The organism is Streptomyces sp. NPDC003032, assembly GCF_053591415.1.
This window is the reverse complement of sequence record NZ_JBSFTT010000046.1, coordinates 14,830-40,937: the sequence shown is the minus strand read 5'-3', so window position 1 is coordinate 40,937 and position 26,108 is coordinate 14,830. Positions and strand designations below refer to the sequence as shown.

The following is a 26,108-nucleotide window of genomic DNA, read 5'->3' as shown; positions in this document are numbered from 1 at the left end:
CTGCCCTGCCGAGCTGGAGACCGTCACGCCATGAGCACGCCCCCGCATCGCCGCCCCGTCACGCGTTCCCACCGCATCCCGGCGGCCTTCGCGGTGCGGCCCCCACGGGAACGAACGCCGAGATCCCCACCACCGACGTGGTCTCCTCGGTCAAGAAGGACTAGGCGGCCGCATCCTGAAGAAGTGGGGCACGCGGGGCTCGGCGATCGACAAGTCCCGGATCCGCCCGCCGGAGATCAAGGACTGACAGACGTCATCTACGGCTGTCTAGGCTCCGCAGTCGCAGCAGGAGCAGCACTCGCAGCAGCCGCAGTCACAGTTGCAGTCACAGTTGTTGCAGCAGCCCTCCCGCTTCTTGCGGGACCAGGGACCTTCGTACTCGTCGGCGCAGCACATCTTGCAGGTGCAGCACAGCCCGATGGCGACGGCGCACCCCGCCCAGAAGCCGCGCTTGCCGGGCTTCGGCGGCTGGGGCTCGAACACGGGTCCACCACCGAAGCCGCCGGGCCCACCCGGACCACCCGCCCCGCCCGGACCACCGGGCGCACCGCCTCCATACGGATTGCCACCTCCGTACGGATTGCCACCTCCGTACGGATTGCCACCTCCGTAGGGATTCTGCGACCCGTACGGCCCACTGCCGGAGTTCCCGTACGGCCCGCCCTGATGATTCGTCACCTCATGTGCCCCATGCCCGCAGGACGCGCTCCCGAAGGCACGGTCGACCGACCGGCGCAGCTCATGCGCGAGCAGCATGTGGGCCAGCTTGCCGTCGGTGAATTCGGCGTCGCGCAGCGCGAGGCGTATGCCGTGCAGCGCGTCGTCGGCGAGGCGGCGCGCCTCTGCCAGTGACGTGCCGGTGGCGGTGAGCGGATTCCACGCACCCGACGCCGCGTCGGCTTCCCTGTCCTCGACCGCGTCGAGCAGGTGCGCGAGGCGTCCGAAGAGCCGTCCCGCCTCGGCGAGCGGCTCCGCGTTGCCCGGCCGGCCGGCGAGCACCGCGGTGTGCGCGAAGGCCGCGGCGGTCGCGGTCTCGGTCGGCTCGGTGACCGCGAGCAGCGAGGTGCCGGGGCCCGCCAAGGCCTCGACACCCGCCTGCCGTTCGACGGCGTCGACCAGGACCGCCGTGTCGAACCCGACCTCGGAGCCGGTCCGCGCGCCCGCCTTGTCCCAGCTCCTGGCCACGCGCCGCGCGGCGAGAGCCACCGGCCTGCGCGCCAGGATCCCGTCACCGTCGACGACATGGTCACGGACCTTGGCCGAGGCGAGCACCAGCGAGACGGCGGCGGCGAGCCGCGCGCCCTCGCCCCGCGCGACGGAGGCCGTCCGCATCCCGCGCAAGGGGCAGGGCCCGGCGGTACGCCGCCCGCCCGCCGACCGCTCGGTCTGAGCCTCCGTCAGAACGGAGATGATGAGCCCGTCGTAGTTGGTGACGACGCGGGCGAACTGCCCGTGGTCACCACGGAGTGCGAGGCAGAGCCCGCACAGGTGCGCCATCCACTGCGCCTTGAGTCCCTCACCGAGGCGATGGCTGCAGGGCCTGACGATTCCGAACAAGACGACTCCCCCGAGCGGCCCGAAGCTGATCAACCCCGGCATCGTAGCCAGGACCGTTCACCCGTACGTACCCGCCGTCACCCATACGCCGTCAACCATCATATTTCACTGTCCGTCAGCCTACGTACACAGTACGAGCCTTGAAGTACCGCGCGCGTCGGCGTGTTGGCTGTGCACCAGTACCGTCACGAAAACCCCGCGCGGCGACTATCCACTTGGCGCACCATCCGCATCATGGACGAGCATAGGGGTGCGGATGCAGGGAAACCGCTGCGAGAGGAGGCGTCCATGGGATCGGTGCGCAAGGCGAGTGCCTGGCTTGGCCTCGTCGACGACAACAACGACGAGCGTTACTACGACGACGGCTACGAAGACGACCGCGACGAGGGGCCCCGGCCGGAGCCCTGGGTCACCGACCCGCGCGCGCGGGTGGCGGCCGAGAGGGCCGAGGACCAGGAGCGCCGGATCGGGACCGTGACTCCGGACAGCTTCCGGGACGCGCGCCACATCGGGGAGCTCTTCCGGGACGGTGTCCCGGTCATCATGAACCTCACGTCCATGGAGCCCACCGACGCCAAGCGCGTGGTCGACTTCGCGGCCGGTCTCACCTTCGGTCTGCGCGGTTCGATCGAGCGCGTGGCGACGCGGGTCTTCCTGCTCACCCCCGCCGACACGCACATCGTCAGCGGCGAGGCCGCCGGCCGCCCGTCGGACGGGTTCTTCAACCAGAGTTAGGGGCAAGGCCGCTCACCGCGGCCCGGCCGGGTCACCGGAAGGCATCGAGACCGGTGAGCGCCTTGCCCAGCACCAGCTGGTGCATCTCGACGGTGCCCTCGTAGGTGAGCACCGACTCCAGGTTCGTCGCGTGCCGCATGACGGGGTACTCCAGCGAGATCCCGTTGGCGCCCAGGATCGTCCTCGACGTGCGGCAGATCTCGATCGCCTCTCGTACGTTGTTGAGCTTGCCGAAACTGACCTGCTCGGGACGGAGCCTGCCCGCGTCCAGACGCCGTCCCAGGTGGTGGGCGAGCAGGATGCCCTTGTGCAGCTCGACCGCCATGTCGGCGAGCTTGGCCTGGGTGAGCTGGAAGCCGCCGATGGGCCGGCCGAACTGCTCGCGGGTCTTCGCGTACTCCACCGCCGCCTCGAAGGACGAGCGGGCGGCGCCCATCGCACCCCAGACGATGCCGTAGCGCGCGTGGGACAGACAGCTGAGCGGGCCCTTCAGGCCGACGACCTCCGGCAGGACGGCGTCGGCGGGCAGCCGCACCTCGTCCATCACCAGCTCACTGGTGACGCTGGCCCGCAGCGACCACTTGTGCCTGATCTCGGGCGCCGAGAAGCCGGGGCTGTCCGTCGGCACGACGAACCCCCTGATCCCCTCGTCGGTCCGGGCCCAGACGACGGCGACCCCGGCCACCGACCCGTTCGTGATCCACATCTTGCGCCCGCTGAGCAGCCAGTCGGCGCCGTCCTTCTTCGCGTACGTCCGCATGGAGGCCGGGTCGGAGCCGTGGTCGGGCTCGGTCAGACCGAAGCAGCCGATGATCTCGCCCGCGGCCATCCCCGGCAGCCACCGCTGCTTGTGCTCCTCGGAGCCGAAGCGGTGGATGGCGTACATGGCGAGGGAGCCCTGCACGGAGACCAGCGAACGGATGCCGGAGTCGGCGGCCTCCAGCTCCAGGCAGGCGAGCCCGTACTGGACGGCGCTCGCGCCCGCGCAGCCGTAGCCCTCCAACGACATGCCGAGCGCTCCCAGGGAGCCGAGCTCCCGGGCCAGCTCGCGGATGCCGGGCAGCTCACCCTTCTCGTACCAGTCGGCGATGTGCGGCAGGACCCGGTCGGCGGCCCAGGAGCGGACGGTGTCGCGGATCGCGAGGTCCTCGGGGGCGAGGAGGTCGTCGATGCCGAGAGGGTCGGCGGGGTCGAAGGGCGGCAGAGGGGTGCGGGCGCTTGCGGACATGCGGGCCTCCGGCGGCACAAAACTAGCGCTGGTAGTTAGCTACGGCTCGCGCTGACGTTACGACGCAGTGTCCCGCACGTCCAGAGAGCGGATCCGCGCCATCCCCACCCCCGCAGCCCACGCCACCCGCCGAGAACACCCCGCCACCCCTCTCACCCGACGGGCCTTCCGCCCTGAAAGGGCGGGCGGGTGGGAATGTCCCCCCGGCCGGAGGCCGTCGCCGAGCTCAGTGAAGAGACTCCACGCCCACCCCGGCGGGGTCCCGAGGCGCCGGAATCGCCTGCTCGGCGCGCGCCACGGACGCCCCGCACTCCATGCCACGGGGCAACCTCAGCGCCGCGACCGCCCCGAGCAGCAGCAGCCCCGCGCTGACCAGCAGGGTCACATGCAGCCCATGCACGAAGGAATCCCGCGCCGCGGCCCGCAGGGCCGCACCCGTGTCCCCGCCGAGCCGCGCAGCGACCTCGTACGCCTCACCCAGCGAGTGACTCGCCGCCGCGCTGTCCGCGGCCGGAACGCCCCGCACGGAGGAGAGCCCCGGCGCGTACGCCGCGTTCATGACCGTGCCGAGCAGCGCGATACCGATGCCCGCGCCCAGCTGGTAGGAGGTCTCGCCGATCGCCGCGGCGCCGCCCGCCTCGGACTGCGGAGCCTCGCTCAGCATCGATTCGTACGCCCCGAAGAGCGTGGTCTCCAGGCCGAAGCCGAGCAGGACGAAGCCGGTGAGCAGCAGGCCGTCGTTGGCGTGGCCGCCCATGCCGGTGAGGACGACCACGGCGGCCGCGGTGAGGCAGAAGCCGGCGCAGACCATCCGCCGCGGCCCGAAGCGGTGCAGCAGCCTCGATCCGGCGAGGCCCGCGGCCATCGCGGCGATGGTGAGCGGCAGCAGCCGCAGCCCGGTCTCCAGCGGGGACAGGCCGAGGACCAGTTGCAGATACTGCGCGGCGATCAGTTCCAGGCCGACGAGGGCGAGCATGGCCAGCACGATGCAGCCGACGGACGTGCTGAACGCGGGCCGCGCGAACATCGACAGATCGACGAGTGGATGCGTGCGCCGCCGCTGCCTGCGGACGAAGCCGGCGAGCAGGGCGCCGCCCACGGCCAGTGAGAGGAGGGTCGTGGCGCCGAGCGGCGACTCGCCACCGCCGAGCCGCTTCACGCCGAGCACGAGACCGAAGAGACCGCCCGCGGCCATCAGCGCGCCGACCACGTCCCACGGACCGTGGCGGTCCCCGGTCGACTCGGGCAGCAGCCAGCGCCCGATCGGCAGGCTGACCAGCATCAGCGGGATGTTTATGAGGAAGACCGAGCCCCACCAGAAGTGTTCCAGGAGGAACCCGCCGAGCAGCGGCCCGACGGCCGCGCCGACGGCGGCCACCGCGCTCCAGACGCCGATGGCGACGGCCCGCTCGCGCCGGTCGGGGAAGACCTGGCGCAGGATCGACAGCGTCGCGGGCATGATCATCGCGCCGCCGACGCCGAGCAGCGCCCGGGCGGCGATCAGGACCTGCGCGCTGTCGGCGAGGGCCGCTATCGCGGAGGCGACGCCGAAGAGGGCGTATCCGAGCAGGAGGACGCGTCTGCGGCCGACGCGGTCGCCGAGCGTGCCGAAGAGGATGAGGAGCGAGGCGCAGACCAGTGGATAGATGTCGACGATCCACAGCAGTTCGATCGCGCCGGGTCTCAGGTCCTCGGTGACCGCGGGCACGGCTACGTGCAGGACGGTGGCGTCGACGGCGACCAGCAGCAGGCTGACGCAGAGGACGACGAGCACGAGCCAGCGATTGGCCCCGGCACCGGCCCCGGATCCCCGACGGCCCTGCGGTGCTGCGGCCGTGGTCGTCCCGGACATGTGCGTACCTCCCAGTGATCCCTCGCATCGGCGGCCTGCGGGATGGGGACTCCCCGCTCCGGCGGCGCGGACTATGGCGAGTGAGCCGTCAGAGTACGCGAGTTCACGCGAGGGGCGCGTGGCGGACCTCTCACGGTTGCACGGACGCGGTGTGGCGTGCGCCACGCCTCCTCTCCCTGGACCACGCCCCGGGCGGGCGCCCGGTTCCCCCCACGGCCGATAATCGAGCCCGTGACCGATCTCGATCAAGGCCCTTCGCCGGCCCCGGCGGGCCATGCGCTGCGCCGTGCCGCGCCCGCTCTCCTCGTGTACGCCGGGGTGCGCGCGCTGGGCCTCGCGGTGCTCGCGGTGTGGGGCGCGGCGGCGGACAGGAGCCCGCACACGCTGCTGACCGCCCGCTGGGACTCGCTCTGGTACACCCGCGTCGCCGAGCACGGCTACGGCTGGGAGGTGACGCTGCCGGACGGCAGCGTGCACTCGAACCTCGCGTTCTTCCCGCTCCTTCCCTGGCTGGAGCGGCTCGTCTCGGCGGTCAGCCCCTTGTCGTACGCCGACGCGGGCCTGGTGGTGAGCTGGCTCGCCTCACTCTTCGCCGCCGCGGGGATCTTCGCGATCGCCGACCGTCTGTACGGGCGCCGGGCCGGGATCTGCGCGGCCGCGCTCTGGGCGGTGCTGCCGGTCGGCGTCGTGCAGTCGATGGCGTACAGCGAGTCCCTGTTCACGGCGCTGGCCGCCTGGTCGCTGTACATGGTGCTGAGGGGGCGCTGGATCTGGGCGGGCGTGCTCGCCTCCTGCGCGGGGCTGACCCGGCCGGTGGGCGCGGCGGTGGTCGCCGCGATCTGGGTGGCGGCGGGCGTCCGGATGTACCGGGAGCGGCGGGCCGACAGGCGCGCGATCCTCGGGATGGTCCTGGCCCCGCTCGGCGCCGCGGGCTATGTGCTGTGGGTCGGCCACCGCACCGGAGGGGGCCTCTTCGGCTATCTCGACGTCCAGGCGGGCTGGGGCAACGGCTTCGACTTCGGCTACGCCTTCGCACGTTTCATCGGTGAGAAGTTCACTTCTGTCCCCGGCGCCCTCGCGGGCATCGGGCTCCTCGTCGGCGTCGCGCTGGTGGTCTGGCTGTATGTCATCGGCGTACGGCGCGGGCAGCCGCTGCCGCTGCTCGTCTACTGCGGCGTCGTCGTCGCGCTCGCGCTCTGCGCGGCGGGCTACTTCGGCTCGAAGCCGCGCCTCCTGCTGCCCGCCTTCCCGCTTCTGCTGCCCATCGCGGTGGCGCTGGCCCGGCTGCGTACGTCCAGGTCGGCGCTGGTTCTGGGGGGTGTGGCGGTGGCGAGCGCGGTGTACGGGGCGTTCTGGCTGCACGGCTCGGGCCCGCCGTGATCCCGTCATGATCATTTCCGGACCCCGCGCTGATCGGGCGCGACCGATCGGTAGTCGCGCGCGATCGCACGTGATCGTGCGTGATCGTGCGTGATCGGCGGGGAAATTCGGCACCAGCTCCCGGTGAACGAATTCATAAGGGCCATAAAAAGACATCGTAAACGATCAACGAATTGAGTAAGGGAGTCGCGTCCGAATAAGGAATTCCCGGAATAAACACCGCCCTGAGATCAATCCCACATCACATCGTCATCACAAAGCCACTGATTCGGCCTAGTGCCAGACTCACTCGCTGTAACGTCGATTGGGTGCGTACCGAACGAAACCTCACCCGTCTTGACCGGGTCTTCGCCCGGCTGGACCGTGAGCCGGAACGACCGGCCCACCTCGATGTGCCGAGGATGAGCCGGCACCGGGTCGTGCTCTTCAGCGCGACCCTGGCGTTCTACCTGGCCATCGTCGTCGCCGTGCTGACCACCTCGTGGCTGGTGCGCTTCGACTGGCAGGTCATGTTCTTCCGGCCCTACCAGCAGTGGCCGGAGATCCACGCCTTCCTCGACTACTGGGTCGTCCTCGGCCAGCGCGGCCCGACCGCCGTCATGGTCGCGGCCTGGCTCGGCTGGCGCTCCTGGCGGCAGCACACGCTGCGCCCGCTGCTGATGTTCGGCGCCGCCCTGCTCCTGCTCAACGTGACGGTCGGCGCGGCCAAGCTCGGCATGGGCCGCCTCGGCCCGCACTACGCCACCGCGATCGGCTCGAACGAGATGTGGCTCGGCGGCGATATATTCCCCTCGGGCCACACCGCCAACGCCGTCGTGACCTGGGGAATCCTGGCCTATCTGGCCTCCACCCCGCGCACCCGCCGCTATCTGTCGGCCCTGTCGGCCGTGGTCTCCCTGAGCGTCGGGCTCACCACCGTCTACCTCGGTACGCACTGGCTGAGCGACGTCTTCCTCGGCTGGGCCGCGGGGCTGCTCATCCTGCTGGCGCTGCCCTGGTTCGAGTCGCTGATCGCCCGCGTCGAGGCCGTGATCTTCGGCGTCCGCGAGGCCTGGCGCACCCGCCGCACGGGTACCGCGCCGGTGCCCGGACCCGCCGGGGCCCCCGTCGGCACCCCCGCGATGGTGCCGCAGCGCCCCGCCGCGCAGGAGCCGGCGCCCGCCCGTGAGCCGGTCGGCGCCGCCCGCGCCGGCCGCCCCCCGGCCTACCTCGCGCCGGGCCCGCACACGGCCCGCTCCGAGCGGACCCCGGTCACCCCGGCCGGCAGCCGCCGTCCGCCGCACTCCGACCGCGTGCCGCGCGGCGCCGCGTCCGCCCGCCCGGTGGCGGGCGGCTGACCCCACCGGCAGCGGGGGCCGGTACGCACAGCCCATCCCCCGCATGGCGAAGGCCCCGGTTTTCCGTACAGGAGCCGGGGCCTTCGTCGTATGCGGGTGTCGGTGTCGCGTCGTACGCGGGTGTCGCGGCGGCGCTCAGCCCTTCCAGGAGCGCGTCACGACGCCTTCCTCGACCTCGAAGTTGAGCCGCCCCGCGAGGTACTCCATGGTGATGATCGTCCCCGGTGGCAGCGATCTGACGGTGGACCAGCCGTGCTCGCGCGCCTGCTGCGCGGCGGCCTCGGCCGCCAGGCCCACGTAACGGTCCGGGCTGTCCTGGGGCTCTGCGGGAGGGGTCGGAATGTGTGCCATGGCCGCCACGTTAGGCGGCGCGGCACCGCCGGGGAAGGCCGGAGCCGGACACCATGCGTCACGGATACCCCTCCGGTCACGCTTCTGTCACAGGATCACGACGTGCGTTTCGTTCGAACTCCGTCACACGTACGGGCGGTTCCGTGCCCGTGACGGTGTAATTCGCGGATGCCTTCGGGGCGGCACGAAGCCGTCTCGGCGGCCCCCTGAATAGTGCCTCCCTAATAGCCTCGGCGGCCCTTTACGAACCCTCCGCATTTCGGAATCCCGGGCCCTACGCCCGGAAGTGACGGCGCATAGGGAATTCATGGTTCCGGCACAGCGCCCGGGGCGCCGCCCGGGCGCCGCCCGGCCGGCAGCGGCGTACGCCCCCTGTCGGAGTCGGCGCCGACGCGAGCATCATGGCCGTCGCGAGCATCACATGGCGTGGCATCACACGGCGTGAGCTTCGAGCAGGCTTCGGACGGCCCGAGACGCGACGGCGAAGGGGCAGGCGATGGGGACCGAGACGGTGCGGGCGAGCGAGGAGCCGGTGCGGGAGCGGCGGCCGGGCCGGGTGATCGTGGCCTGGCTGACCACCACGGACCACAAGAAGATCGGCCACCTCTACCTCATCACGTCGTTCGTCTTCTTCCTCGCCGCCGGTCTGATGGCCCTGATGATGCGGGCCGAACTGGCCCGCCCGGGCTTGCAGCTGATGAACAACGAGCAGTTCAACCAGGCCTTCACCATGCACGGCACGATCATGCTGCTGCTCTTCGCGACGCCGACGTTCGCGGGCTTCGCCAACGAGATCATGCCGCTGCAGATCGGCTCGCCGGACGTCGCCTTCCCCCGGCTGAACATGCTCTCGTACTGGCTCTTCCTCTTCGGCGGCCTGATGGTGCTCGGCTCGCTGCTCGTGCCGAGCGGCCCCGCCGCCTTCGGCTGGTTCGCGTACGCCCCGCTCAACAGCATGGAACGGTCGCCCGGCATCGGCGCCGACCTGTGGATCATGGGGCTCGCGCTCTCGGGGTTCGGCACGATCCTCGGCGCGGTGAACTTCCTGACGACCATCATCGGGATGCGCGCGCCCGGCATGACGATGTTCCGGATGCCCGTCTTCACCTGGAACGTACTGTTCACCTCGATCCTGGTGCTGCTCGCGTTCCCCGTGCTCGCCGCCGCGCTGCTCGTCCTGGAGGCCGACCGGCGTCTCAACTCGGTCGTCTTCGCCTCGGAGAACGGGGGCGCGCTGCTGTGGCAGCACCTCTTCTGGTTCTTCGGGCATCCCGAGGTCTACATCATCGCGCTGCCGTTCTTCGGCATCATCACGGAGATCATCCCGGTCTTCAGCCGCAAACCGACCTTCGGCTATCTGACGCTGGTCGGCGCGACGATGGCCATCACCGGTCTGTCCGTGGTCGTCTGGGCGCACCACATGTTCGCGACGGGCGCGGTGCTGCTGCCCTTCTTCTCGTTCATGTCATTCCTCATCGCGGTCCCGACGGGCGTGAAGTTCTTCAACTGGACCGGCACGATGCTCAGAGGCTCGCTGTCCTTCGAGACGCCCATGCTGTGGGCGGTCGGGTTCCTGATGAGCTTCCTGTTCGGCGGTCTCACCGGCGTCATCCTCGCCTCGCCGCCGCTCGACTTCCACGTCACCGACACGTACTTCGTCGTCGCGCACTTCCACTACGTCGTCTTCGGCACCGTCGTCTTCGCGACCTTCGGCGGCTTCTTCTTCTGGTGGCCGAAGCTGACCGGCAAGATGCTCGACGAACGGCTCGGCAAGATCCAGTTCTGGACGCTCTTCGTGGGCTTCCACACCACGTTCCTCGTCCAGCACTGGCTGGGCGCCGAGGGCATGCCGCGCCGCTACGCCGACTACCTGGCGGCGGACGGCTTCACGGTCCTCAACACCGTCTCGACCATCGGGGCGTTCCTGCTGGGCCTCTCCACCCTGCCCTTCCTCTACAACGTCTGGAAGACCGCCAAGTACGGCCGGAAGGTCGAGGTCGACGACCCCTGGGGGTTCGGCCGCTCCCTGGAGTGGGCGACGTCCTGCCCGCCGCCCCGGCACAACTTCGTCACGCTGCCGAAGATCCGCTCCGAGTCCCCGGCGTTCGACCTGCACCACCCGCGGTACGCCGCGTTCACGGCGTGGGACTCGGACCGGCCCCCCGAGGATCCGCAGACGGAGCACCCCGGTCCAGGGCCCGGCTCAGGAGGTCCCGGGAGTTCCTGATCCGGTCGGTGAGTCCGGCGGGCTCCACGACCTCGAACTCCGGGGTGCCGTCGGTGGGGGCGATCCGCTGGGCGGCCTCCTCCAGCGGCCGAGGAGCCGGACCACGGCCTGTGCGGCGTACGAGACGTACGAGGCCAGGTCGTCGGCCGGCGGGGTAGCCGAGCTCACGCAGCCGGTCCACGTCGCGGCGGACCGTGCGAGCGGTGACGCCGAGCCGGCCGGCGAGGTCCGCGCCGGACCGCCCCCACTGCCTTAAGGGCGTGGGAGGTGCCCCCTGCGGTGGGCCTGCAGCAGGGAGAGCAGGCGGAGCAGTCGTGCCGAGGTCTCCAACATGAACGCGATTGTGCCCCGGGTTCAGGACAGCCACGGTCCGCGATGTCAGCTCCGGGTGCCGGACCCCTCCCCGGGCTTCTCTCTGGGCTCCGTCTCGCGGACGCTGACGGACAGGTCGTTGTCGACGGTGTAGTACGGGCCCGCCTCGACCACCCCGTACGCCGTCTCGCAGCGCACCGCCGGGTACGTGAAGATCGCCTTCTTGTCCGGGACGTCGTCCAGGATCCGCGCCAGGCGCACCCTCGGCCCGCCCTCGCCCGCCGGGCACAGCCACAGGTCCCAGGGCCCGGGCCCGCCGTCCGCGAGCGCGCCATGACGCAGACGGAAGGTGAACTCCGGTCCGTCCGCGGTGACGTCGGCCCGGTGGACGGTGTCCGGTTCGGCGCGCCGGACGGCCTCGACGTACGCGCCGTCGCTCAGCGAGGTGCCGTAGAGCCGGCCCCGCACGGTCAGGGACGCGTCCGTTATCCCGATCTCGCCCGCCTCGGCGTGCGGCGCCCGCAGCCAGCTGCGCACCGAGAGGTTGCCCTGCTTCGTGGCGTACGGGATGCGCACCGCGACATGGCCGCGGCTGCCGCTCGGCGCGCGGTCGACCAGTGAGCGCAGGTCGTTCACGCCCGGCATCAAGCGGCGCGGCTCACCGCCCGCGATCTGCGCGTACGCGTTCCAGCGGCCCTCGGCGAGCTCGACGCTGCTGGGCAGCGCGGCCCGCAGCCGCCCGTCGGCCGACGGGGAGAGCGGCAGCCGGACGTGGTCCTCGGCGGAGTCGGCGTCGCGGCGGCGCAGCAGCAGATAGGCCGCGCTCCTCTCCTCGAACCCTCCGGGCTCCGTCACGTCGAAGGTGAGCCCTCCGGCGGAGTCGGCGACGCAGTCGGCGCGCGGTGCCGTGGACGTCTCCTGGTCGTCCCCGGGGTGCGACGCGGCGTGCGAGGTGGCCAAGGCCGTCATGCGGTCGATCCCTTCGTCTGTACGCGTCCCAGGTCGCGCACCGCGTACGCGCCCCCGAGGAGGGCGCCGCGCGTGCGGTGCAGGGAGCCGCGCATCCGGCCCCCGAACGAGCTGCCGCGGGTGAGCATCCCGGAGAACATCGCGTCGTAGCGCTCGGCGATGTGTTGCGGGTCGAAGCGCTCGGAGTCCTGGAGCGCCGCGCCCGCCATCCGCTGCCGGAGCGAGTCGTTGTTGATCAGTTCGAGCAGTCCGCCCGCGATGGCGTCGGGGTTGCCGGGCTCGACGAGGCGCCCGTCGACCCCGTTGTCGATGATCTCGCCCGGACCGTGCGGGCAGTCGGTGGCGACGACGGGCAGGCCGCAGCGCATCGCCTCGACGATCGTCATGCCGAAGGACTCCAGGCTGGAGGTGACGGCGGCAATGGAGCCCTTGGCCCACTCCGGTTCGATGGGGTGGGCGGGGCCCATGAGGAAGACGTGGTTGTAGAGACCGAGTTCGTCGATCAGGGCGCGCAGCTTCTCCTTCTGCTTGCCGCCGCCGTAGATCCGCAGCCGCCAGTCGGGACGCTCGCGCCGCACCCTGTCGAAGGCCCTGATCAGCAGGTCGTACCGCTTGACCGGGGCGAGCCGCCCGGCCGCGACGACCCACTTGTGGGTGCCGTCGGCGGGTGCGATGCCGGGCGCGGGCACGGGGTTCGGCACGGCCTGCACATGGACGCCGGGCAGCCGCATCTTGCGGGTGTAGGCGCGGGCGTCGGCCTCGGTCGTCGTGGTCAGGATGTCCAGGCGGGGGTAGACACTGCGCAGCTGGCGGCGGAGTTCCTTGGAGTGGCTGTCCAGCGTGAGGTGCTCCTGGCCCACGCGCAGAGGGCCGCGCGCGGTCTGGCGGGCGATATGCACATTGAGGCCGGGCCGGGTGCCGACGACGACGTCCGCGTCGAGGGCCGCGAGGTGCGCGGCGATGCGCCGGTCGGTGAGCGCGTTGTACTGGTGATAGCGGCCCTCGCCGCTGGGGAACGTCCGGGCGGGCCGCAGATACTCGGGGTCCTCGCCCTCGTAGCCCGGGCTGTCCTTGCGCATGTCCACGAGGTGGCTCAGGCGGACGCGCTGGTCAGGCGCGAACACCGGCTCGTCGCGGTGCCGGAAGACGGAGACGATCTCGACGTCATGCTGCTGGGCCAGCGTGTTCGCCAAGTTGTACGTCGTCCGGATCGTCCCTCCGATCCCGTACGCATTGTGAATGAGGAAAGAGATGTGCATGCGTCCCCGTATTCCGCGTTTCCATGCGGACAGTCCCCCTCGCCCGCCTACCGCAGGGTTAGACGGCAATTCCTGGCCAAGGGTTGGGTGCCAACACCATCTTGTCTTGAAACAGATACGTGATCGATAGCCAAGGGGGGAACTATCCGGCGACCTCGCGCATCAAGGCCGGTAGGCGAGCTGAGGAACATCGAAACAGTTCTCGCCCATGTCCCCTCCTTGCGTGACCCAGCCTTTCCCGTCCCGCCAGCGGGCGACCGACACACACGTCCTGCGTTTCCCTGGCGGCTCGGCGCGGCGCTCGAAGGCGACGGGCAGAAGCAGTCCGCGCGCAGAGTACGGCTCATTCCTGTTCATGAATCCGTCCACGCACGCGCGCGTGACCTCGCCCCCGGCCTCTCCCCCGCTCACGCAGGACCTCGCGGCGTCGGTGAACCACATGGCGGCGGCCCACCCCTCCAGCTGCCACTGGGAGAGCGCCTTCCCTTTCATGGCGGCGCGGAACTCCCGTACGGCGGGGTGCCCGGTGTCCTCGTAATTCCTGCTCGATCCGGTGGCCCACAGGGCGTTGCGGCAGCGCGGCGCGTTCTTGTAGTCGTCACCGACGGTCGAGTTCCAGTTCTGCACATTGCTCACCTTGGCGGTGACCTCCGCCCCGACGTCGTCCATCGCCTCGCACAGCCGGGCGTTGCCGTGCGTGTCCATCGCGTCGAAGACCAGGTCGGCGCCCTGCTCCTTCAGGTCGGCGGCCGCCGCGCGGAAGTTGGGCAGCGCGAAGTCGACCTGCTCGGTGACCACCTTGTAGCCCTCCGCCTTCAGGCCGCGCGTGACGAGACGGGCGTACGCGGCGGACGCGGCCTGGTTGTACGAGACGACGGCGGCGGTCCGCGCCCCCTGCTCCCGCTTGAAGTAGCGGTAGACCTCGGTGCCGCCGTACAGCTTGCCGTCCCAGCCCGTCTTGCCGTTCCGCGGTGCGAGGCTGCCGTAGATGCCGTACAGATGCGGATACGTCTCGTACGCGGAGCCGATGGGCTGTCCGCCGACGTCGGGCACGCGCGCGCGGGAGACCCGGGAGGCGCCCGCGTAGTCCAGGGAGGTGGTCGCCACGAGCGCGACCACCTTGTGCTGCTCGACGAGTTCGCGCACGCAGTCGTTGTTGCCGACACCGCTGCCGCCGTCGTCACAGGTGCGCACCTCCACCTCGCGTCCCTGGATGCCGCCGCGCGCGTTCAGCCGGTCGAAGTATGCCTTGGCCCCGTCGCGCGGCCCGGTGAACGCGGCGCCGCCGACGGGGCTGGTCGCGCTGGTGATGATGCCGACCCTGACCGGCGCTCCCCCGGCGGGCGCGGGGGCCGTGCCGCGCCGCTCGAAGTCGCTCTCGGGCAGCCGGGACCCACAGGCCGCGCTCGTCACGCTCGCCGCCAGGAGCACGGCGGCGAGCAGAACGTCAGCAGCCCGGACCGGGCGACGCATTCCCGCTCAGCTTCACCAGCGCGCAGAGGGTCTTGACGGACACCTTCCAGGTGTCGTCCTCGTTGACGGCCGTCCCGGAGGCGTCGGGCAGCGCGGTGGCGCCCTTCAGGGTCAGCGCGTACGTGACATCGGCCTCGTCGGCCGCGGCGAACTCGACGTCGCCGACCTCCGCCGCGACCTGCTTGCCGCGCTCGTCGCCGCTGAAGCCCTCCAGGACGGCGCGCATCTTGGCGCCGTTCTCCAGGACGGCTTCCTTGTCCTTCAGCGAGACCTCGGGATCGAAGAACTTCTCCCAGTTCTCGCGGACCTCCTTCTCCGCGGCCGCCGGGTCGGCGGGCGCGGTGGCGCCGTCCCGCGCGGGCTCGGACGGATCGGAAGGCTCGGACGACTTCTCCACGGACGGCTCGGGCGGCGTGCCGCCGTCCCCGCCTCCGCTGTCGTCACCGCAGGCGACGGCGGCCGGAACGATCAACAGGACGGCGGCGGCCGCCAACGCCGCGCCGCGCACTCTTCCCCGAACCATCTGGCTCACCACCGGGTGTCGGTCCGGACCGTCACGGCCCGAAGCTTTCAGGGTCGGCTTCCAGAGGGCATAGTGCAAGCGATCGGCTGACATGGACAGAGCGCCGACGTGACCGATGACATGTCCCAGGGGGCCTCGATGCGGGCGGCTCAGACAGCTCGGACAGCCAACCCGGCCCGGCCGCGCGCCGCGCGTCCCGTCCTGTGGGCGGCCTTCGCGGCGCTCGCCGGCGGCGCGGTGCTCTGCGTACTCGGCTGGTACGGCATCTCCGGGGAGCGCTTCGCCGAGCGGCAGTTGCCCTATCTCGCCTCGTGCACGGTGCCGGGCGCGGCGCTGATCGTCGCGGGCGCGGTACTGCTCACGCACGGCAGAAGCGCCCTCGCGGCGGCGCGCGTGGAGGAGTTGTACGGACTCCTGGTGGCGACGGAGCCCGCCGGGTCCCCGGAGCGGGACCAGGCGCCCGTGGCGACGAGCGGCGAACTCCTCATGGTGCCCGGCGGCACGCTGTGGCACCGCGCGGACTGCCCCCTGGTCGCGGGCAAACCGGAGGCGGTCCCGGCGGACGCCACGATCCTGTCGCAGGGCGCCCTCGCCCCTTGCCCGATCTGCGAACCACAGCGCCAGTCGGGCCAGTCCAATACACCCGAAGCCCCACCGGACAACCTTCCCGACGAGCCGTCCCCGGAGCGCTGACCCGGTGGCGGCGTCCCTGAGCTACGACCTCACGCTGGCCGGGCTCTCGGTCGGCGGCGCCGCCGCGCTCACCGGCATCGGCCTGATCGTCACGTACCGCGCGACCGGCGTCCTCAACTTCGCGCACGGCGCGATCGCCATGGTCTGCGCCTACGTCCTGCGCCAACTGACAGCCGAATGGCACTGGCCGCTCCCGCTGGCCGCCGCGCTCACGCTGCTCGTCGTGGCGCCCGGCATCGGCCTCCTCCTGGACCGCGCGGTCTTCCGCCCGTTGGCGGTCCTGGGATGGGGGTCCCCCCAGGCGTCCAGCTCTGGGGGAGATCCGGCGCAGACGCTGGTCGCCTCCATCGGCGTCTTCGTCCTCCTCGTCGGCGGAGCGGCCCTCCTCTGGGGCCCGGGCGCCCGCGACGACGCGCCCACGCTGCTCTCCGCCGACCCATGGGTCCCGCTGGGCGCGGCCATCGCCCTGGCCGCCGCCGTAGGGGCGGTCACCCGCTGGACCCGCTTCGGCGGCGACCTGCGCGCGGTGGTCGACAACCGCGGGCTCGCCGCGCTCTCCGGCGTCGACGCGGACCGGGTGGCGGCGGTGGGCTGGGCGTTCGGCTCCTTCACTGCTGGCCTGACCGGCGTACTCCTCGCGCCTTACGTACGTCTGGACCCGTACGGCATGCCGCTGCTGGTGATGGAGGTGGTGGCGGTCGCCGTGGCGGCCGGGATGCGCAGCCTGCCCGTCGCCGCCACGGTGGCGCTCGGCCTCGGCGTGGCGCAGAGCCAGCTGACGCGCCTGCACCCGTCGGGCTGGCGGGAGCAGCTCATCCAGACCGCCGGGGCGAACCTCTTCGTCGTGGCCCTCCTCGTCGCGGCGCTGATCCTGCCGGGCATCGGCTCCCGGGCCGCGCTGCCCCGCACGGCGACGGCCCGCGTGCCGACCCCGCCCGCGGCCTGGATAGTGGCGGCGGTCCTCTTCCTCCTGCCCCTCGGCTTCGCGGGCACGGACCTGACGACCTCGGTCCAGGTGCCGGCGCTCGCGGTGATCCTCCTGTCCCTCGTGATCGTCACGGGCCGCGGCGGGCAGATCTCCCTGGGCCAGGCGGCGTACGCGGGACTGGGCGCCCTCTTCACCGCCCTCCTCGCGGCGGGCCGCTTCCCCGGCCTGCCCGAGCTGCCGCACCTTCCGGCGCTGGCCGTGGCGGTCCTCCTCGTCGCACCGCTGGGGCTGCTCACCGGCTGGCCCGCGATCAGCCGCCACGGCCTCGCACTGGCCCTGGCGACGTTCGCGGTCGGCGTGGGCGTCAGCCGCTTCGTCTTCACCCAGCCGTACGCGACATCGGGCCTCACCCTGGACCGCCCCGCCGGGCTCGGGGGCGACCGCGCGTACTACGTCCTCGAACTCGCGCTGCTCACCGGGGCGTTGCTCGTGGTCACCGCGTTGCGCCGAGGCCGTACGGGCCGCGCGCTCGCGGCGATGCGGGACCACGAGGCGGGGGCGGCGGCCGCCGGGGTGCCCGTGCGGGCCCTCAAACTCACGGCGTTCGTCACCGGGGCGGCGCTGGCCGCGCTGGGCGGCGGCATGCTGGCGATGGGACAGCGGGCGTTCGACTCCGGGTCGTACGACCCCGTGCGCGGGCTCCTCTGGTTCGCGGCGGTGGTGGTCCTCGGCTCGGACAGCGTCCTCGGTGCGCTGCTGGCCGCGGCGCTGCTGGTCGGTCTGGACGCGGGGGCGCGGGGCGGGGTGGCGGCGGCGGTGATCGGTGTCCTCGCGGTGCTGATCGGACGCTTCCCGGGGGGCCCGTACGAGGCGCTGCGCGCAGCGATACCGGGCACCCGCCGCGCCCATCTCACATCCCTAGGCAGAGCAGCCCACAAGTCCCTCACCCACGCCCCCCGCACCCCCTCACCCCCAAACACCCCTCTCCCACCCACCCACCCGTTCACCCCGCATCACCCACTGACCGAACAAGAAGAACAGCCAACGGCCGACCACACCCACCCGACCGCCCCGGCTCCAGAGCCGACGACGAAGCGCACCCCCACCCACCGGACCACCCCCCAGCACCGGCCGCCCGAACAAGAACAGCAGACGACAGCCCCCCGCACCGACCCGACTGCCGCCCCCCAGCCAGACCCGACGACAGACAGCCCCACCCACCCAGTAGCCCCGCCGCACCCGCCACCCGAACAAGAACCGGAGACGACAGCCCCCCGCACCCACCCGACGGCTGCCCCCCGGCCAGAGCCGACGCCAGGCAGCCCCACCCATCCGCAGTCGCGCGACCGAGCCGAGGGGACGTGGGGGTATCTGCGAGCGGAGCACCTCGCTTTTCGTGGCCGAGGCGAAGAAAGCGGGCGCCCGCGCCAAGATGGCGAGCACGCAGATACCCCCGCGGCCCCGCCCCCACGACGCACCGTAGGCGCAGGGGGAGTACAAGGCGCAGGAGGCGCAGGAGGCACACCGCACGCTCCCGGCCAAGTACCGACCACCCCCCGCACCCCCCTGACCGCCCACCACCTCACCCTCACCTACGACGGCTTCACCGCCCTGGACGACGTCACCCTCACCGTCCCCCGAGGACACATCACCGCAGTCGTAGGCCCGAACGGCGCCGGCAAGAGCACCCTGTTCCACTGCCTGGCCGGCACCCTCCGCCCCGACACGGGACGCATCACCCTCGGCGCCCGCGACATCACGAGGCTCCCGGCCCACGCCCGCACCCGCATCGGCACGGCCCGCACCTTCCAGCAACTCGCGGTCTTCCCGTCCCTGACGATCGCGGAGAACGTCCAGGTGGGCGCGGAACAGCCCCCCGTACGGGCAAGCCGATCAACCCCGGCGGCGGCGACGGCGACGGCGACCACCCACATCCTCCGCCTCCTCGGCCTGACAGACCTCCGGGACCACCCGGCCACCGACCTCCCCACCGGCACCCTCCGCCGCACCGAACTGGCCCGGGCCCTCGCGAGCAACCCCCACACCCTCCTCCTGGACGAGCCCGCCGCAGGTCTGGACACGGCTGAAGTGACCGCCCTGGCCACCCTGCTCCGCGCCCTCGCCGCCGACGGCATCGCGCTCCTCGTGGTCGAGCACGACCTCGACCTGGTGGCGGGCCTCGCCGACACCGTGCATGTGATGACGGCGGGCCGCGTCATCGCCTCAGGCCCAACGGACCAGGTACTGGCAGAACTTGCAGAACTGGAAGAACTGGCAGAACCGGAAGAAGAAGAGGCGCGCTGAATGAACGGCATCGAGCTACGCGCCGCCCACGCCCACTACGGCCCCCTGGAGGCCCTGCACGGCATCACCCTGGCCGCCCCCGCCGCCACCCTCACCGTCCTGCTCGGCCGCAACGGCTCCGGCCGCACCACGGCCCTGCGCGCCCTCGCCGGCACGATCCCCCTCTCCTCAGGAGCCGTGGTCCGCGACGGAAGGGACATCACACGCCGCCCGGCCCACGAACGAGCGGCCCAGGGCCTGTGCTTCGTACCGGACCGCCGGGCGGTGTTCTCCTCCCTCACCGTCGCGGAGAACCTGGAGCTGTCCCACCCCGAGGGCGACTTCGGCCGCGCCCTGACCGCCTACCCCGAGCTGCGCCCGCTGCTCCCCCGCCGGGCCGGCACCCTCTCGGGCGGCGAGCAGCGCATGGTGGCCCTGTCCCGGGCCCTGCTCTCCCAGGCCGCGGTGGTCCTCGTGGACGAACCGACACAGGGCATGTCATCGTCGGTCGCCGCCCGAACGTACGCACTCTTGAGCGACTTGGCTTCCCCAACGCACTCCGTCACCGTCCCGGGCCCGAAGCGCCGGGCCACCTGCGTCGTCGTGGCGGAACAACGACTGCCGCCCGCCTCGCGCGAACGCGCGAGCCGGACGGCAGTGGTGGTGCACGAACTGCGCCGAGGCGCGGTGGTGTTCAGCGGCGAGGCGGCAGAGCTCAGGCCCGCCCCGGAATGACGAGCTTCGTTCCGACACCGAGCCGGTCGGGACTGCTCCCCACGACGCCCTGGTTGGCCTTGTAGAGGGCCTGCCAGCCCCCCTTGACCCCGTACCGCCGGGCGATCGAGCTCAACGTCTCCCCGGGCTCGACCACATGCACACGCCGGTCGAACCGCTCGATCCGCACCTTCTTGGAGCAGGTGGGCCAGGCCTTCCAGCCCTGAGTGCTCAGCACCTTCTCGGCGACCTTGATCTGTTCTTCCTTGGTGGCGAGATCGGCGCGCGGCGCGTACTTGAGCCCGCCGTGCTCCACCCAGGTCGGCTGCCAGAACTGCAGCCCTCCGTAGTAGCCGTTGCCCGTGTTCGCATCCCATCGCCCGTTGCTCTCGCACTGGGCGAGGCAGTGCCACGGCCCCTTGTCCGTGGGACAGTCGTACTTCTCGGCCGGGGGCGGGGCACCCCGCGCCGGCGACGGGGCCGCGGACGCGGCGGCCGGTGGCAGCACCACAGCGGCCAGAACCGCGCCCACGACCACAGCCAGGGACCTGAGACGCCACATCGGCGCAACGCGCACCGAGGCACACGTCACATATGGCGAATATGACGAAATCCTATGATTCATCGGGCCACGCTAGGCATCCGCACCGCAGGCCCGAGCCATGCCGCGCCGCCGCGGCCGCGACCCCACCCGGACGGCGGCTCAGACCCTGAGCCGCTGCCCCGGCACGATCGCATGCGGATCGCCGCCGACAACCACCCGGTTGGCGGCGTACAACTGCTGCCAACTGATTCCGTGCCGGGCCGCGATGCCGCTGAGGGTGTCACCCGCCCGGACGGTGTAGTTCCCGGAAGCGCCCCGCGAGGCCCCCCGGTCGGCATGACCGGACACGGTGCCGGGCTGCCGCTCAACGGGCTTCGGCGCGGGCTTGACGGCCTTGGGCGCGGGCTTCACCGCCTTGGGCACCGGCGCCGCCGCGGACGGCGCACTGCCGTACGCCCCCGCCCGCGCCGCGCAGGTGGGCCACGCGCCCCATCCCTGGGCGCGCTGGACCTTGGTGGCGACAGCGATCTGCTGTGCCTTGGACGCCTTGTCGGCGGTGGGCGCGTAGGCCCCTCCGCCGTACGCGCGCCAGGTGCTGGCGGAGAACTGGAGCCCGCCGTAGTAGCCGTTGCCCGTGTTGATGCGCCAGTTGCCGCCGCTCTCGCACCGTGCGATGCGGTCCCATACTCCGCCGTCTGCCGCGGCGGCCTGGCCGGTCGCGGCGAGCAGCCCCAGCGGGGCGAACAGCGCGGCCCCTCCGATCACTGCTGTCGTGCGAATGCGCTTGGGACGTGCGGACATGAAAATCCCTCTCGAAGGACTCGGGGTCCCCCTGACCGTACGGCCCCTCGCGCGTCCGGCGTCCGAGGTCCGGCCGACCCGCCCGCCGGTGTGTCGGCTCTGGAACCGACCGTGCGACCGGTGGACGTACCCGAGCGGTGCTCGCTGCACACGGCGGTGGAATCTAGGAGCCCGCTCGCCCCGATAACAACCAACTCGTTGTCATTCCAGGCCAGTTGCGTGTTACCGAGGGTAGCAGCGAGTTTCGGCCACCCACTTCATTCCCCGATATCGGCATTTGTCGACCGCCCGAGCCGGTGATCTGTGACTCACCTCACCGCCCCAACTTCCCTGCACCACACACCTGTTGGCGCGGAGTGACAGATTCCGGCAGCGGACTCACCCTCCGCTGCGGATGGTGCGATTCCGTTCGCTTCCATCCGTGACTTGCGCCACTGATCGGCCGTTGTCTTCTTATGAGCCGGGCACCTCCCGGCCCGCCACACCCACCACAAGCACCCCACGTGACAATCCCGAGGAGCCACCCGTGCCGCGCATGCTCGACGTCAGCGACGACGTACGCGCCGAGATCGGCGACGAAGAAGCCGACCGGCTGCTCGCCGGAGAGAACACCCCGGGCAGCTACGACTGCACGTCCTGCCGTACCCCGGGCGACTCCGAGCAGGAACGCACCAGCACGGTCCTGTTCGTCGGCGACGAGACCGCCGTACTCGCCTTCGCCCACGCCACCTGCCTGCCCTCCCAGATCGTCACGGTCTCCGAGGAGCAGCTGCAGGGCGCCGTGCGGTCCATCACCGGCGAGGACGCCGCGGGGGCCGACGAGGCCATGTCCGGCCCGGCCGTGCTCGGCGTGACCAGCGGCCTGGTCCTGATCGAGGGCGAGCTGCGCCCCGCGCTCGTCGTCGAGCCCACCGGGCCCATCTCCCGCCCCGGCGCCGCCCCGGGCGGCGGCGACGAGTTCCTGCCGCTCCTGGTCGAGCAGGGCTTCATGCCGACGACGTCCCTCGGCGGCGTACCGCCCATGCTGCACGGCTGGTCGGTGCTGCTCGCCATGGGCCAGCTGCACGCCGTCCTGCAGCCCGGCGTCAACGGCGGCTCCCCCGTCGCCTGGTGGCAGGCCCACCAGCCGCTCCACGTCACCGACGCCTGGCGCGCCGCGGCGAACAAGACGCAGAGCGTGCTGCTCTTCGCCGCGCCCGCCGGCGCCATCGGCCGGCAGCCGCGCGAGGACCTGCTGCGGGACGCGCTCGACAGGACGGCGGCCCACGGACAGCTCGTCGCCTGCACGATGCCGCTCGCCGGCACCTGACCCGCTACCCGCCAGGCGCCCACGCGACCGCCCCCCGAGCCACGAATGCGCCGGTCACGCTCCTGCCGACCCCGGAAAGCGGCGCGGCCCCCGCATCCGTCGGGCGACGGTTTCGTTGGCACAGACGTGCACACATACGACCCCTCCCGCCACCGGCCGACGTACCAGAACCCGATCCCGTCCATGCGCTCCGCGCCGGACACCACGGGCGAGCACTCGGCCACGCCGATCTACGACGCGCTGTACTCGGAGTACCGCAGGTCCTTCCGTGCCCTGCCGGGTGACCGCACCGGCGAGGAGAATATGGGGTTCACGGCGTTCGCCACCGGGCCGTACGACATGCGGCACCGCGGCGACGGGCGGTACGACCCGCGTCACGACACGCGCCAGAACTCCTTCGGCCAGCTCCACATGGCCCGCTACGGCCAGCAGGACCACCAGGCCATGGGCAACCCCTACCTCACGGCCCTGCCGCCGGGCCCGCGCCGCGAGCACTGAGCAGCGCGATGCCCGGCCCCCGAAACCGGGGGCCGGGCATTCACGTACGTACGTACCTGTCGGCGGCTACTTCTTGCGGCCGCGCTTCTCACGCACCCGCACCGAGATGTGGATCGGCGTCCCGTCGAAGCCGAACTCCTCGCGCAGACGGCGCTCCAGGAAGCGGCGGTAGCCCGCCTCGATGAAGCCCGACGCGAAGAAGACGAAGCGCGGCGGCTTCGTACCCGCCTGTGTGCCGAAGAGGATGCGGGGCTGCTTGCCGCCGCGGACCGGGTGCGGATGGGAGGCGACGATCTCGCCGAGGAACGCGTTCAGCCGGCCCGTCGGTACGCGCGTCTCCCAGCCCGCCAGGGCCGTCTCGATCGCCGGGACGAGCCTCTCCATGTGCCGGCCGGTGGCCGCCGAGACGTTGACGCGCGGCGCCCAGGCCACCTGGGCCAGCTCGGTCTCGATCTCCCGCTCCAGGTAGTAGCGGCGCTCCTCGTCGAGGGTGTCCCACTTGTTGTACGCGACGACGATCGCGCGGCCCGCCTCGACGGCGCTGGTCACGATCCGCTGGTCCTGCACGGAGATGGTCTCGGAGGCGTCGATGAGGATCACCGCGACCTCCGCCTTCTCGACGGCGGCGGCGGTGCGCAGCGAGGCGTAGTAGTCGGCGCCCTGCTGGAGGTGGACGCGCTTGCGGATGCCCGCCGTGTCGACGAACTTCCAGACGACGCCGCCCAGCTCGATGAGCTCGTCGACCGGGTCACGGGTGGTGCCCGCCATCTCGTTGACGACTACGCGGTCCTCGTTGGCCACCTTGTTGAGCAGCGAGGACTTGCCGACGTTCGGCCGGCCGATGAGCGCGATGCGGCGGGGGCCGCCGACGGCCGTGCCGAAGGTCTGCTCGGGCGCCTCGGGCAGCGCGTCGAGGACGGCGTCCAGCATGTCGCCGGTGCCGCGGCCGTGCAGCGCGGAGACGGGGTGCGGCTCGCCGAGGCCGAGCGCCCACAGGGCGGTGGCGTCGGCCTCGCCGGAGGGGCCGTCGACCTTGTTGGCGCACAGGACGACGGGCTTGCCGGCCTTGCGCAGGAGACGCACGACCGCCTCGTCGGTGTCGGTGGCGCCGACCGTGGCGTCGACGACGAAGACCACGGCGTCCGCGGCCTCGATGGCGTACTCCGCCTGGGCGGCGACGGACGCGTCGATGCCGAGCACGTCCTGCTCCCAGCCGCCGGTGTCGACGAGCTTGAAGCGGCGGCCCGCCCACTCGGCCTCGTACGTGACACGGTCGCGGGTCACGCCGGGGCGGTCCTCCACGACGGCCTCACGGCGGCCGATGATGCGGTTCACCAGCGTCGACTTGCCGACGTTGGGGCGGCCGATGACGGCGAGGACGGGGAGCGGGCCGTGGCCCGCCTCCTCGATGGCGCCCTCGACGTCCTCGATGTCGAAGCCCTCTTCGGCGGCGAGCTCCATGAACTGCGCGTACTCGGCGTCGCCGAGCGCCCCGTGGTCGTGCTCGGCGGAGCCGTCGCCCTCGGGCTGGGTCTGGTCGCTCATGAAGTCCGTACCTCGTCGTTCATCGTGGTGATCGGTGCGCCGGCCTTTCGACGGCCGGGGCACTACTTGATAAGTCTCGACTTGATAAGTCTCGCTCAGCGCCCGGTCAGGCGCCTGGCGTTTTCCAGGTGGGCGGAGAGCCGCTGCTGGATGCGCACGGTCGCCTCGTCGAGGGCCTTGCGCGTACGCCGTCCGCTGCCGTCGCCCGCTTCGAACGGGTCGCCGAAGACGACGTCGACCCGGCTGCGCAGCGGGGGCAGCTGCTTTATCAACCGTCCGGGCCTCTCGGTGCTTCCCAGTACCGCGACCGGCACGATCGGGGCGCCGGACCTGACGGCGAAGTACGCGAGCCCGGCGCGCAGCGACGCGAAGTCGCCCTCGCCCCGGGTGCCCTCCGGGAAGATCCCGAGGACGCCGCCCTGCTCCAGGACCCCGAGGGCCCGGGTGATCGCCGTCCGGTCGGCGACCGAGCGGTCGACCTTGACCTGGCCGATGGCGTCCAGGAAGGGGCCGAGCGGGCCGACGAACGCTTCCTTCTTGATCAGGAAGTGCGTCGGCCGGGGCGCGACGCCCATGACCATCGGGCCGTCCACGTTGTGCGAGTGGTTGACGGCCAGGATCACGGGGCCGCGCGCGGGCACCCGCCACGAGCCCAGGACGCGCGGCTTGAACAGGCCGTACATGAGGCCGACGCCGATGCGGCGGCCGACCTCCGCGCCGCGCTCGGAGGCTCCCCGCTCACAAGCACCTTGGGTCACTTGGCGGCCCGCTTCTCCTCGACGAGGGTGACGACGCACTCGATGACCTGCTGGAGTGTGAGCTGGGTGGTGTCGACCTCGACGGCGTCGTCGGCCTTGGCCAGCGGGGACGTCTTGCGGCTGGAGTCGGCCGCGTCCCGCTTGATCAGGGCTTCCTGCGTCGCCTTGACGTCGGCGCCCTTGAGCTCGCCGGAGCGGCGGGCGGCGCGCGCCTCGGGAGAGGCGGTGAGGAAGATCTTCAGGTCGGCGTCGGGCAGCACGGTCGTGCCGATGTCGCGGCCCTCGACGACGATGCCCCGCTCGGCCGACCGGGCGATGGTGCGCTGCAGCTCGGTGATGCGGGTGCGCACCTCGGGGACGGCGCTGACCGCGCTGACCTTGGAGGTGACGTCATTGGTGCGGATGGGGCCCGCGACGTCGGTGCCGTCGACCGTTATGGTCGGGGCGGCCGGGTCGGTGCCGGAGACGATCTCGGGCTTGCCCGCCACGGCGGCGATCGCGGTCGGGTCGGTGAGGTCGATGCCGTTGTGCACCATCCACCAGGTGATCGCCCGGTACTGGGCGCCGGTGTCCAGGTAGCTGAGGCCGAGCTGGGCGGCGACGGCCTTCGAGGTGCTCGACTTGCCCGTGCCGGAGGGCCCGTCGATGGCGACGATCACTGCTGCCGGGGCGGCGGTTGCTGCGGTTTCCACGGGGGGCGGGCACCTTTCGCGGTACACGGGGCGGGGTGGCGGGGCGCGAACACGCCCCGCACAAGGTTACTGGCTCGCGCACCCTGCCCCGACAGCCCCTTCGCACGGCCGTCCGGCGCCCGGACCGGGGCGCCTCCGGA

Annotated in this window: 22 protein-coding genes and 1 pseudogene; 9 read left to right on the top strand and 14 right to left on the bottom strand. The window is 71.8% G+C overall.

What is annotated here, in order from left to right:
• Positions 1-267: 267 nt before the first annotated feature.
• Positions 268-1,557 (bottom strand): DUF5685 family protein, encoded by a 1,290-nt coding sequence (locus ACWDZ7_RS37470; RefSeq protein WP_451803220.1) that lies wholly within the window; start codon positions 1,555-1,557, stop codon positions 268-270.
• Positions 1,558-1,845: 288 nt separating this feature from the next.
• Here ACWDZ7_RS37470 and ACWDZ7_RS37465 point away from each other — a divergent pair, with 288 nt between their 5' ends.
• Positions 1,846-2,292, top strand: coding sequence for a cell division protein SepF (locus tag ACWDZ7_RS37465; protein WP_451803219.1), 447 nt, complete (start codon positions 1,846-1,848; stop codon positions 2,290-2,292).
• A gap of 31 nt (positions 2,293-2,323) precedes the next feature.
• Here ACWDZ7_RS37465 and ACWDZ7_RS37460 read toward each other — a convergent pair whose 3' ends face one another.
• Together ACWDZ7_RS37460 and ACWDZ7_RS37455 are read right to left on the bottom strand one after the other, a co-directional pair.
• Entirely contained in the window at positions 2,324-3,520 is a 1,197-nt protein-coding gene (locus ACWDZ7_RS37460) for an acyl-CoA dehydrogenase family protein (protein WP_451803218.1), read from the bottom strand.
• Between the two features lie 226 nt (positions 3,521-3,746).
• Positions 3,747-5,372, bottom strand: coding sequence for an MFS transporter (locus tag ACWDZ7_RS37455; protein WP_451803217.1), 1,626 nt, complete (start codon positions 5,370-5,372; stop codon positions 3,747-3,749).
• A gap of 231 nt (positions 5,373-5,603) precedes the next feature.
• On the opposite strand from ACWDZ7_RS37455, the gene ACWDZ7_RS37450 reads away from it, so the two are divergent.
• Both ACWDZ7_RS37450 and ACWDZ7_RS37445 read left to right on the top strand, forming a co-directional pair.
• Positions 5,604-6,752, top strand: coding sequence for a glycosyltransferase family 39 protein (locus ACWDZ7_RS37450; protein WP_451803216.1), 1,149 nt, complete (start codon positions 5,604-5,606; stop codon positions 6,750-6,752).
• A 308-nt stretch (positions 6,753-7,060) separates the two neighbouring features.
• On the top strand, positions 7,061-8,089 hold the full coding sequence (locus ACWDZ7_RS37445; RefSeq protein WP_451803215.1) for a phosphatase PAP2 family protein: 1,029 nt from the start codon (positions 7,061-7,063) through the stop codon (positions 8,087-8,089).
• Positions 8,090-8,224: 135 nt separating this feature from the next.
• On the opposite strand, the gene ACWDZ7_RS37440 is transcribed toward ACWDZ7_RS37445, so the two are convergent.
• On the bottom strand, positions 8,225-8,440 hold the full coding sequence (locus ACWDZ7_RS37440) for an I78 family peptidase inhibitor (RefSeq protein ID WP_451803214.1): 216 nt from the start codon (positions 8,438-8,440) through the stop codon (positions 8,225-8,227).
• Between the two features lie 496 nt (positions 8,441-8,936).
• Between ACWDZ7_RS37440 and ctaD the strand changes: the two genes are divergently transcribed.
• Positions 8,937-10,667, top strand: coding sequence for an aa3-type cytochrome oxidase subunit I (gene ctaD, locus ACWDZ7_RS37435; protein ID WP_451803213.1), 1,731 nt, complete (start codon positions 8,937-8,939; stop codon positions 10,665-10,667).
• A 133-nt stretch (positions 10,668-10,800) separates the two neighbouring features.
• Here ctaD and ACWDZ7_RS37430 read toward each other — a convergent pair.
• From ACWDZ7_RS37430 to ACWDZ7_RS37410, 5 genes and pseudogenes are all read right to left on the bottom strand, one after another.
• Positions 10,801-11,000: pseudogene (locus ACWDZ7_RS37430) on the bottom strand (helix-turn-helix domain-containing protein); the annotation flags it as partial.
• Positions 11,001-11,045: 45 nt separating this feature from the next.
• The gene (locus tag ACWDZ7_RS37425) at positions 11,046-11,948 is read right to left on the bottom strand and encodes a hypothetical protein (protein WP_451803212.1); all 903 of its coding nucleotides are present in this window, start codon (positions 11,946-11,948) and stop codon (positions 11,046-11,048) included.
• Positions 11,945-13,207 carry a glycosyltransferase family 4 protein gene (locus tag ACWDZ7_RS37420; RefSeq protein WP_451803211.1) on the bottom strand — a complete coding sequence of 421 codons (1,263 nt, stop codon included), beginning with the start codon at positions 13,205-13,207 and terminating at the stop codon, positions 11,945-11,947. Before ACWDZ7_RS37420 ends, ACWDZ7_RS37425 begins: the two co-directional genes overlap by 4 nt.
• A 162-nt stretch (positions 13,208-13,369) precedes the next feature.
• A complete protein-coding gene (locus ACWDZ7_RS37415; protein WP_451803210.1) occupies positions 13,370-14,680 on the bottom strand; it encodes an ABC transporter substrate-binding protein in 1,311 nt (436 codons plus the stop codon).
• Positions 14,655-15,203: a hypothetical protein gene (locus ACWDZ7_RS37410; protein WP_451803209.1), complete on the bottom strand. Its 549-nt coding sequence runs from the start codon at positions 15,201-15,203 to the stop codon at positions 14,655-14,657. Before ACWDZ7_RS37410 ends, ACWDZ7_RS37415 begins: the two co-directional genes overlap by 26 nt.
• A 138-nt stretch (positions 15,204-15,341) precedes the next feature.
• Between ACWDZ7_RS37410 and ACWDZ7_RS37405 the strand changes: the two genes are divergently transcribed.
• Genes ACWDZ7_RS37405 through ACWDZ7_RS37395 form a run of 3 tightly spaced genes read left to right on the top strand, consistent with a single transcriptional unit; the run spans position 15,342 to position 19,842 of the window.
• Positions 15,342-15,896: a hypothetical protein gene (locus ACWDZ7_RS37405; RefSeq protein WP_451803227.1), complete on the top strand. Its 555-nt coding sequence runs from the start codon at positions 15,342-15,344 to the stop codon at positions 15,894-15,896.
• Positions 15,897-15,900: 4 nt separating this feature from the next.
• Complete coding sequence (locus tag ACWDZ7_RS37400; RefSeq protein WP_451803208.1) at positions 15,901-19,128, top strand: ABC transporter permease subunit; 3,228 nt, start codon at positions 15,901-15,903, stop codon at positions 19,126-19,128.
• Positions 19,129-19,842, top strand: a complete 714-nt coding sequence (locus ACWDZ7_RS37395) for an ABC transporter ATP-binding protein (protein ID WP_451803207.1) — start codon at positions 19,129-19,131, stop codon at positions 19,840-19,842.
• On the opposite strand, the gene ACWDZ7_RS37390 is transcribed toward ACWDZ7_RS37395, so the two are convergent.
• Entirely contained in the window at positions 19,823-20,353 is a 531-nt protein-coding gene (locus ACWDZ7_RS37390) for a LysM peptidoglycan-binding domain-containing protein (RefSeq protein WP_451803206.1), read from the bottom strand. The genes ACWDZ7_RS37395 and ACWDZ7_RS37390 overlap by 20 nt on opposite strands.
• 171 nt (positions 20,354-20,524) lie before the next feature.
• Positions 20,525-21,166: a transglycosylase family protein gene (locus ACWDZ7_RS37385; RefSeq protein WP_451803205.1), complete on the bottom strand. Its 642-nt coding sequence runs from the start codon at positions 21,164-21,166 to the stop codon at positions 20,525-20,527.
• Between the two features lie 526 nt (positions 21,167-21,692).
• Between ACWDZ7_RS37385 and ACWDZ7_RS37380 the strand changes: the two genes are divergently transcribed.
• Both ACWDZ7_RS37380 and ACWDZ7_RS37375 read left to right on the top strand, forming a co-directional pair.
• Positions 21,693-22,475 carry a hypothetical protein gene (locus tag ACWDZ7_RS37380; protein ID WP_451803204.1) on the top strand — a complete coding sequence of 261 codons (783 nt, stop codon included), beginning with the start codon at positions 21,693-21,695 and terminating at the stop codon, positions 22,473-22,475.
• Between the two features lie 126 nt (positions 22,476-22,601).
• A complete protein-coding gene (locus ACWDZ7_RS37375) occupies positions 22,602-22,973 on the top strand; it encodes a hypothetical protein (RefSeq protein WP_451803203.1) in 372 nt (123 codons plus the stop codon).
• 66 nt (positions 22,974-23,039) lie between these two features.
• Here the strand turns inward: ACWDZ7_RS37375 and der are convergent, their stop codons facing one another.
• The 3 genes from der to cmk form a co-directional block, all read right to left on the bottom strand.
• Positions 23,040-24,518: a ribosome biogenesis GTPase Der gene (der, locus tag ACWDZ7_RS37370; RefSeq protein WP_451803202.1), complete on the bottom strand. Its 1,479-nt coding sequence runs from the start codon at positions 24,516-24,518 to the stop codon at positions 23,040-23,042.
• Positions 24,519-24,613: 95 nt separating this feature from the next.
• Complete coding sequence (locus ACWDZ7_RS37365; RefSeq protein WP_451803201.1) at positions 24,614-25,315, bottom strand: lysophospholipid acyltransferase family protein; 702 nt, start codon at positions 25,313-25,315, stop codon at positions 24,614-24,616.
• Positions 25,273-25,968: a (d)CMP kinase gene (gene cmk, locus ACWDZ7_RS37360; RefSeq protein WP_451803200.1), complete on the bottom strand. Its 696-nt coding sequence runs from the start codon at positions 25,966-25,968 to the stop codon at positions 25,273-25,275. The genes ACWDZ7_RS37365 and cmk overlap by 43 nt, the downstream gene beginning before the upstream one ends.
• Positions 25,969-26,108: the final 140 nt, after the last annotated feature.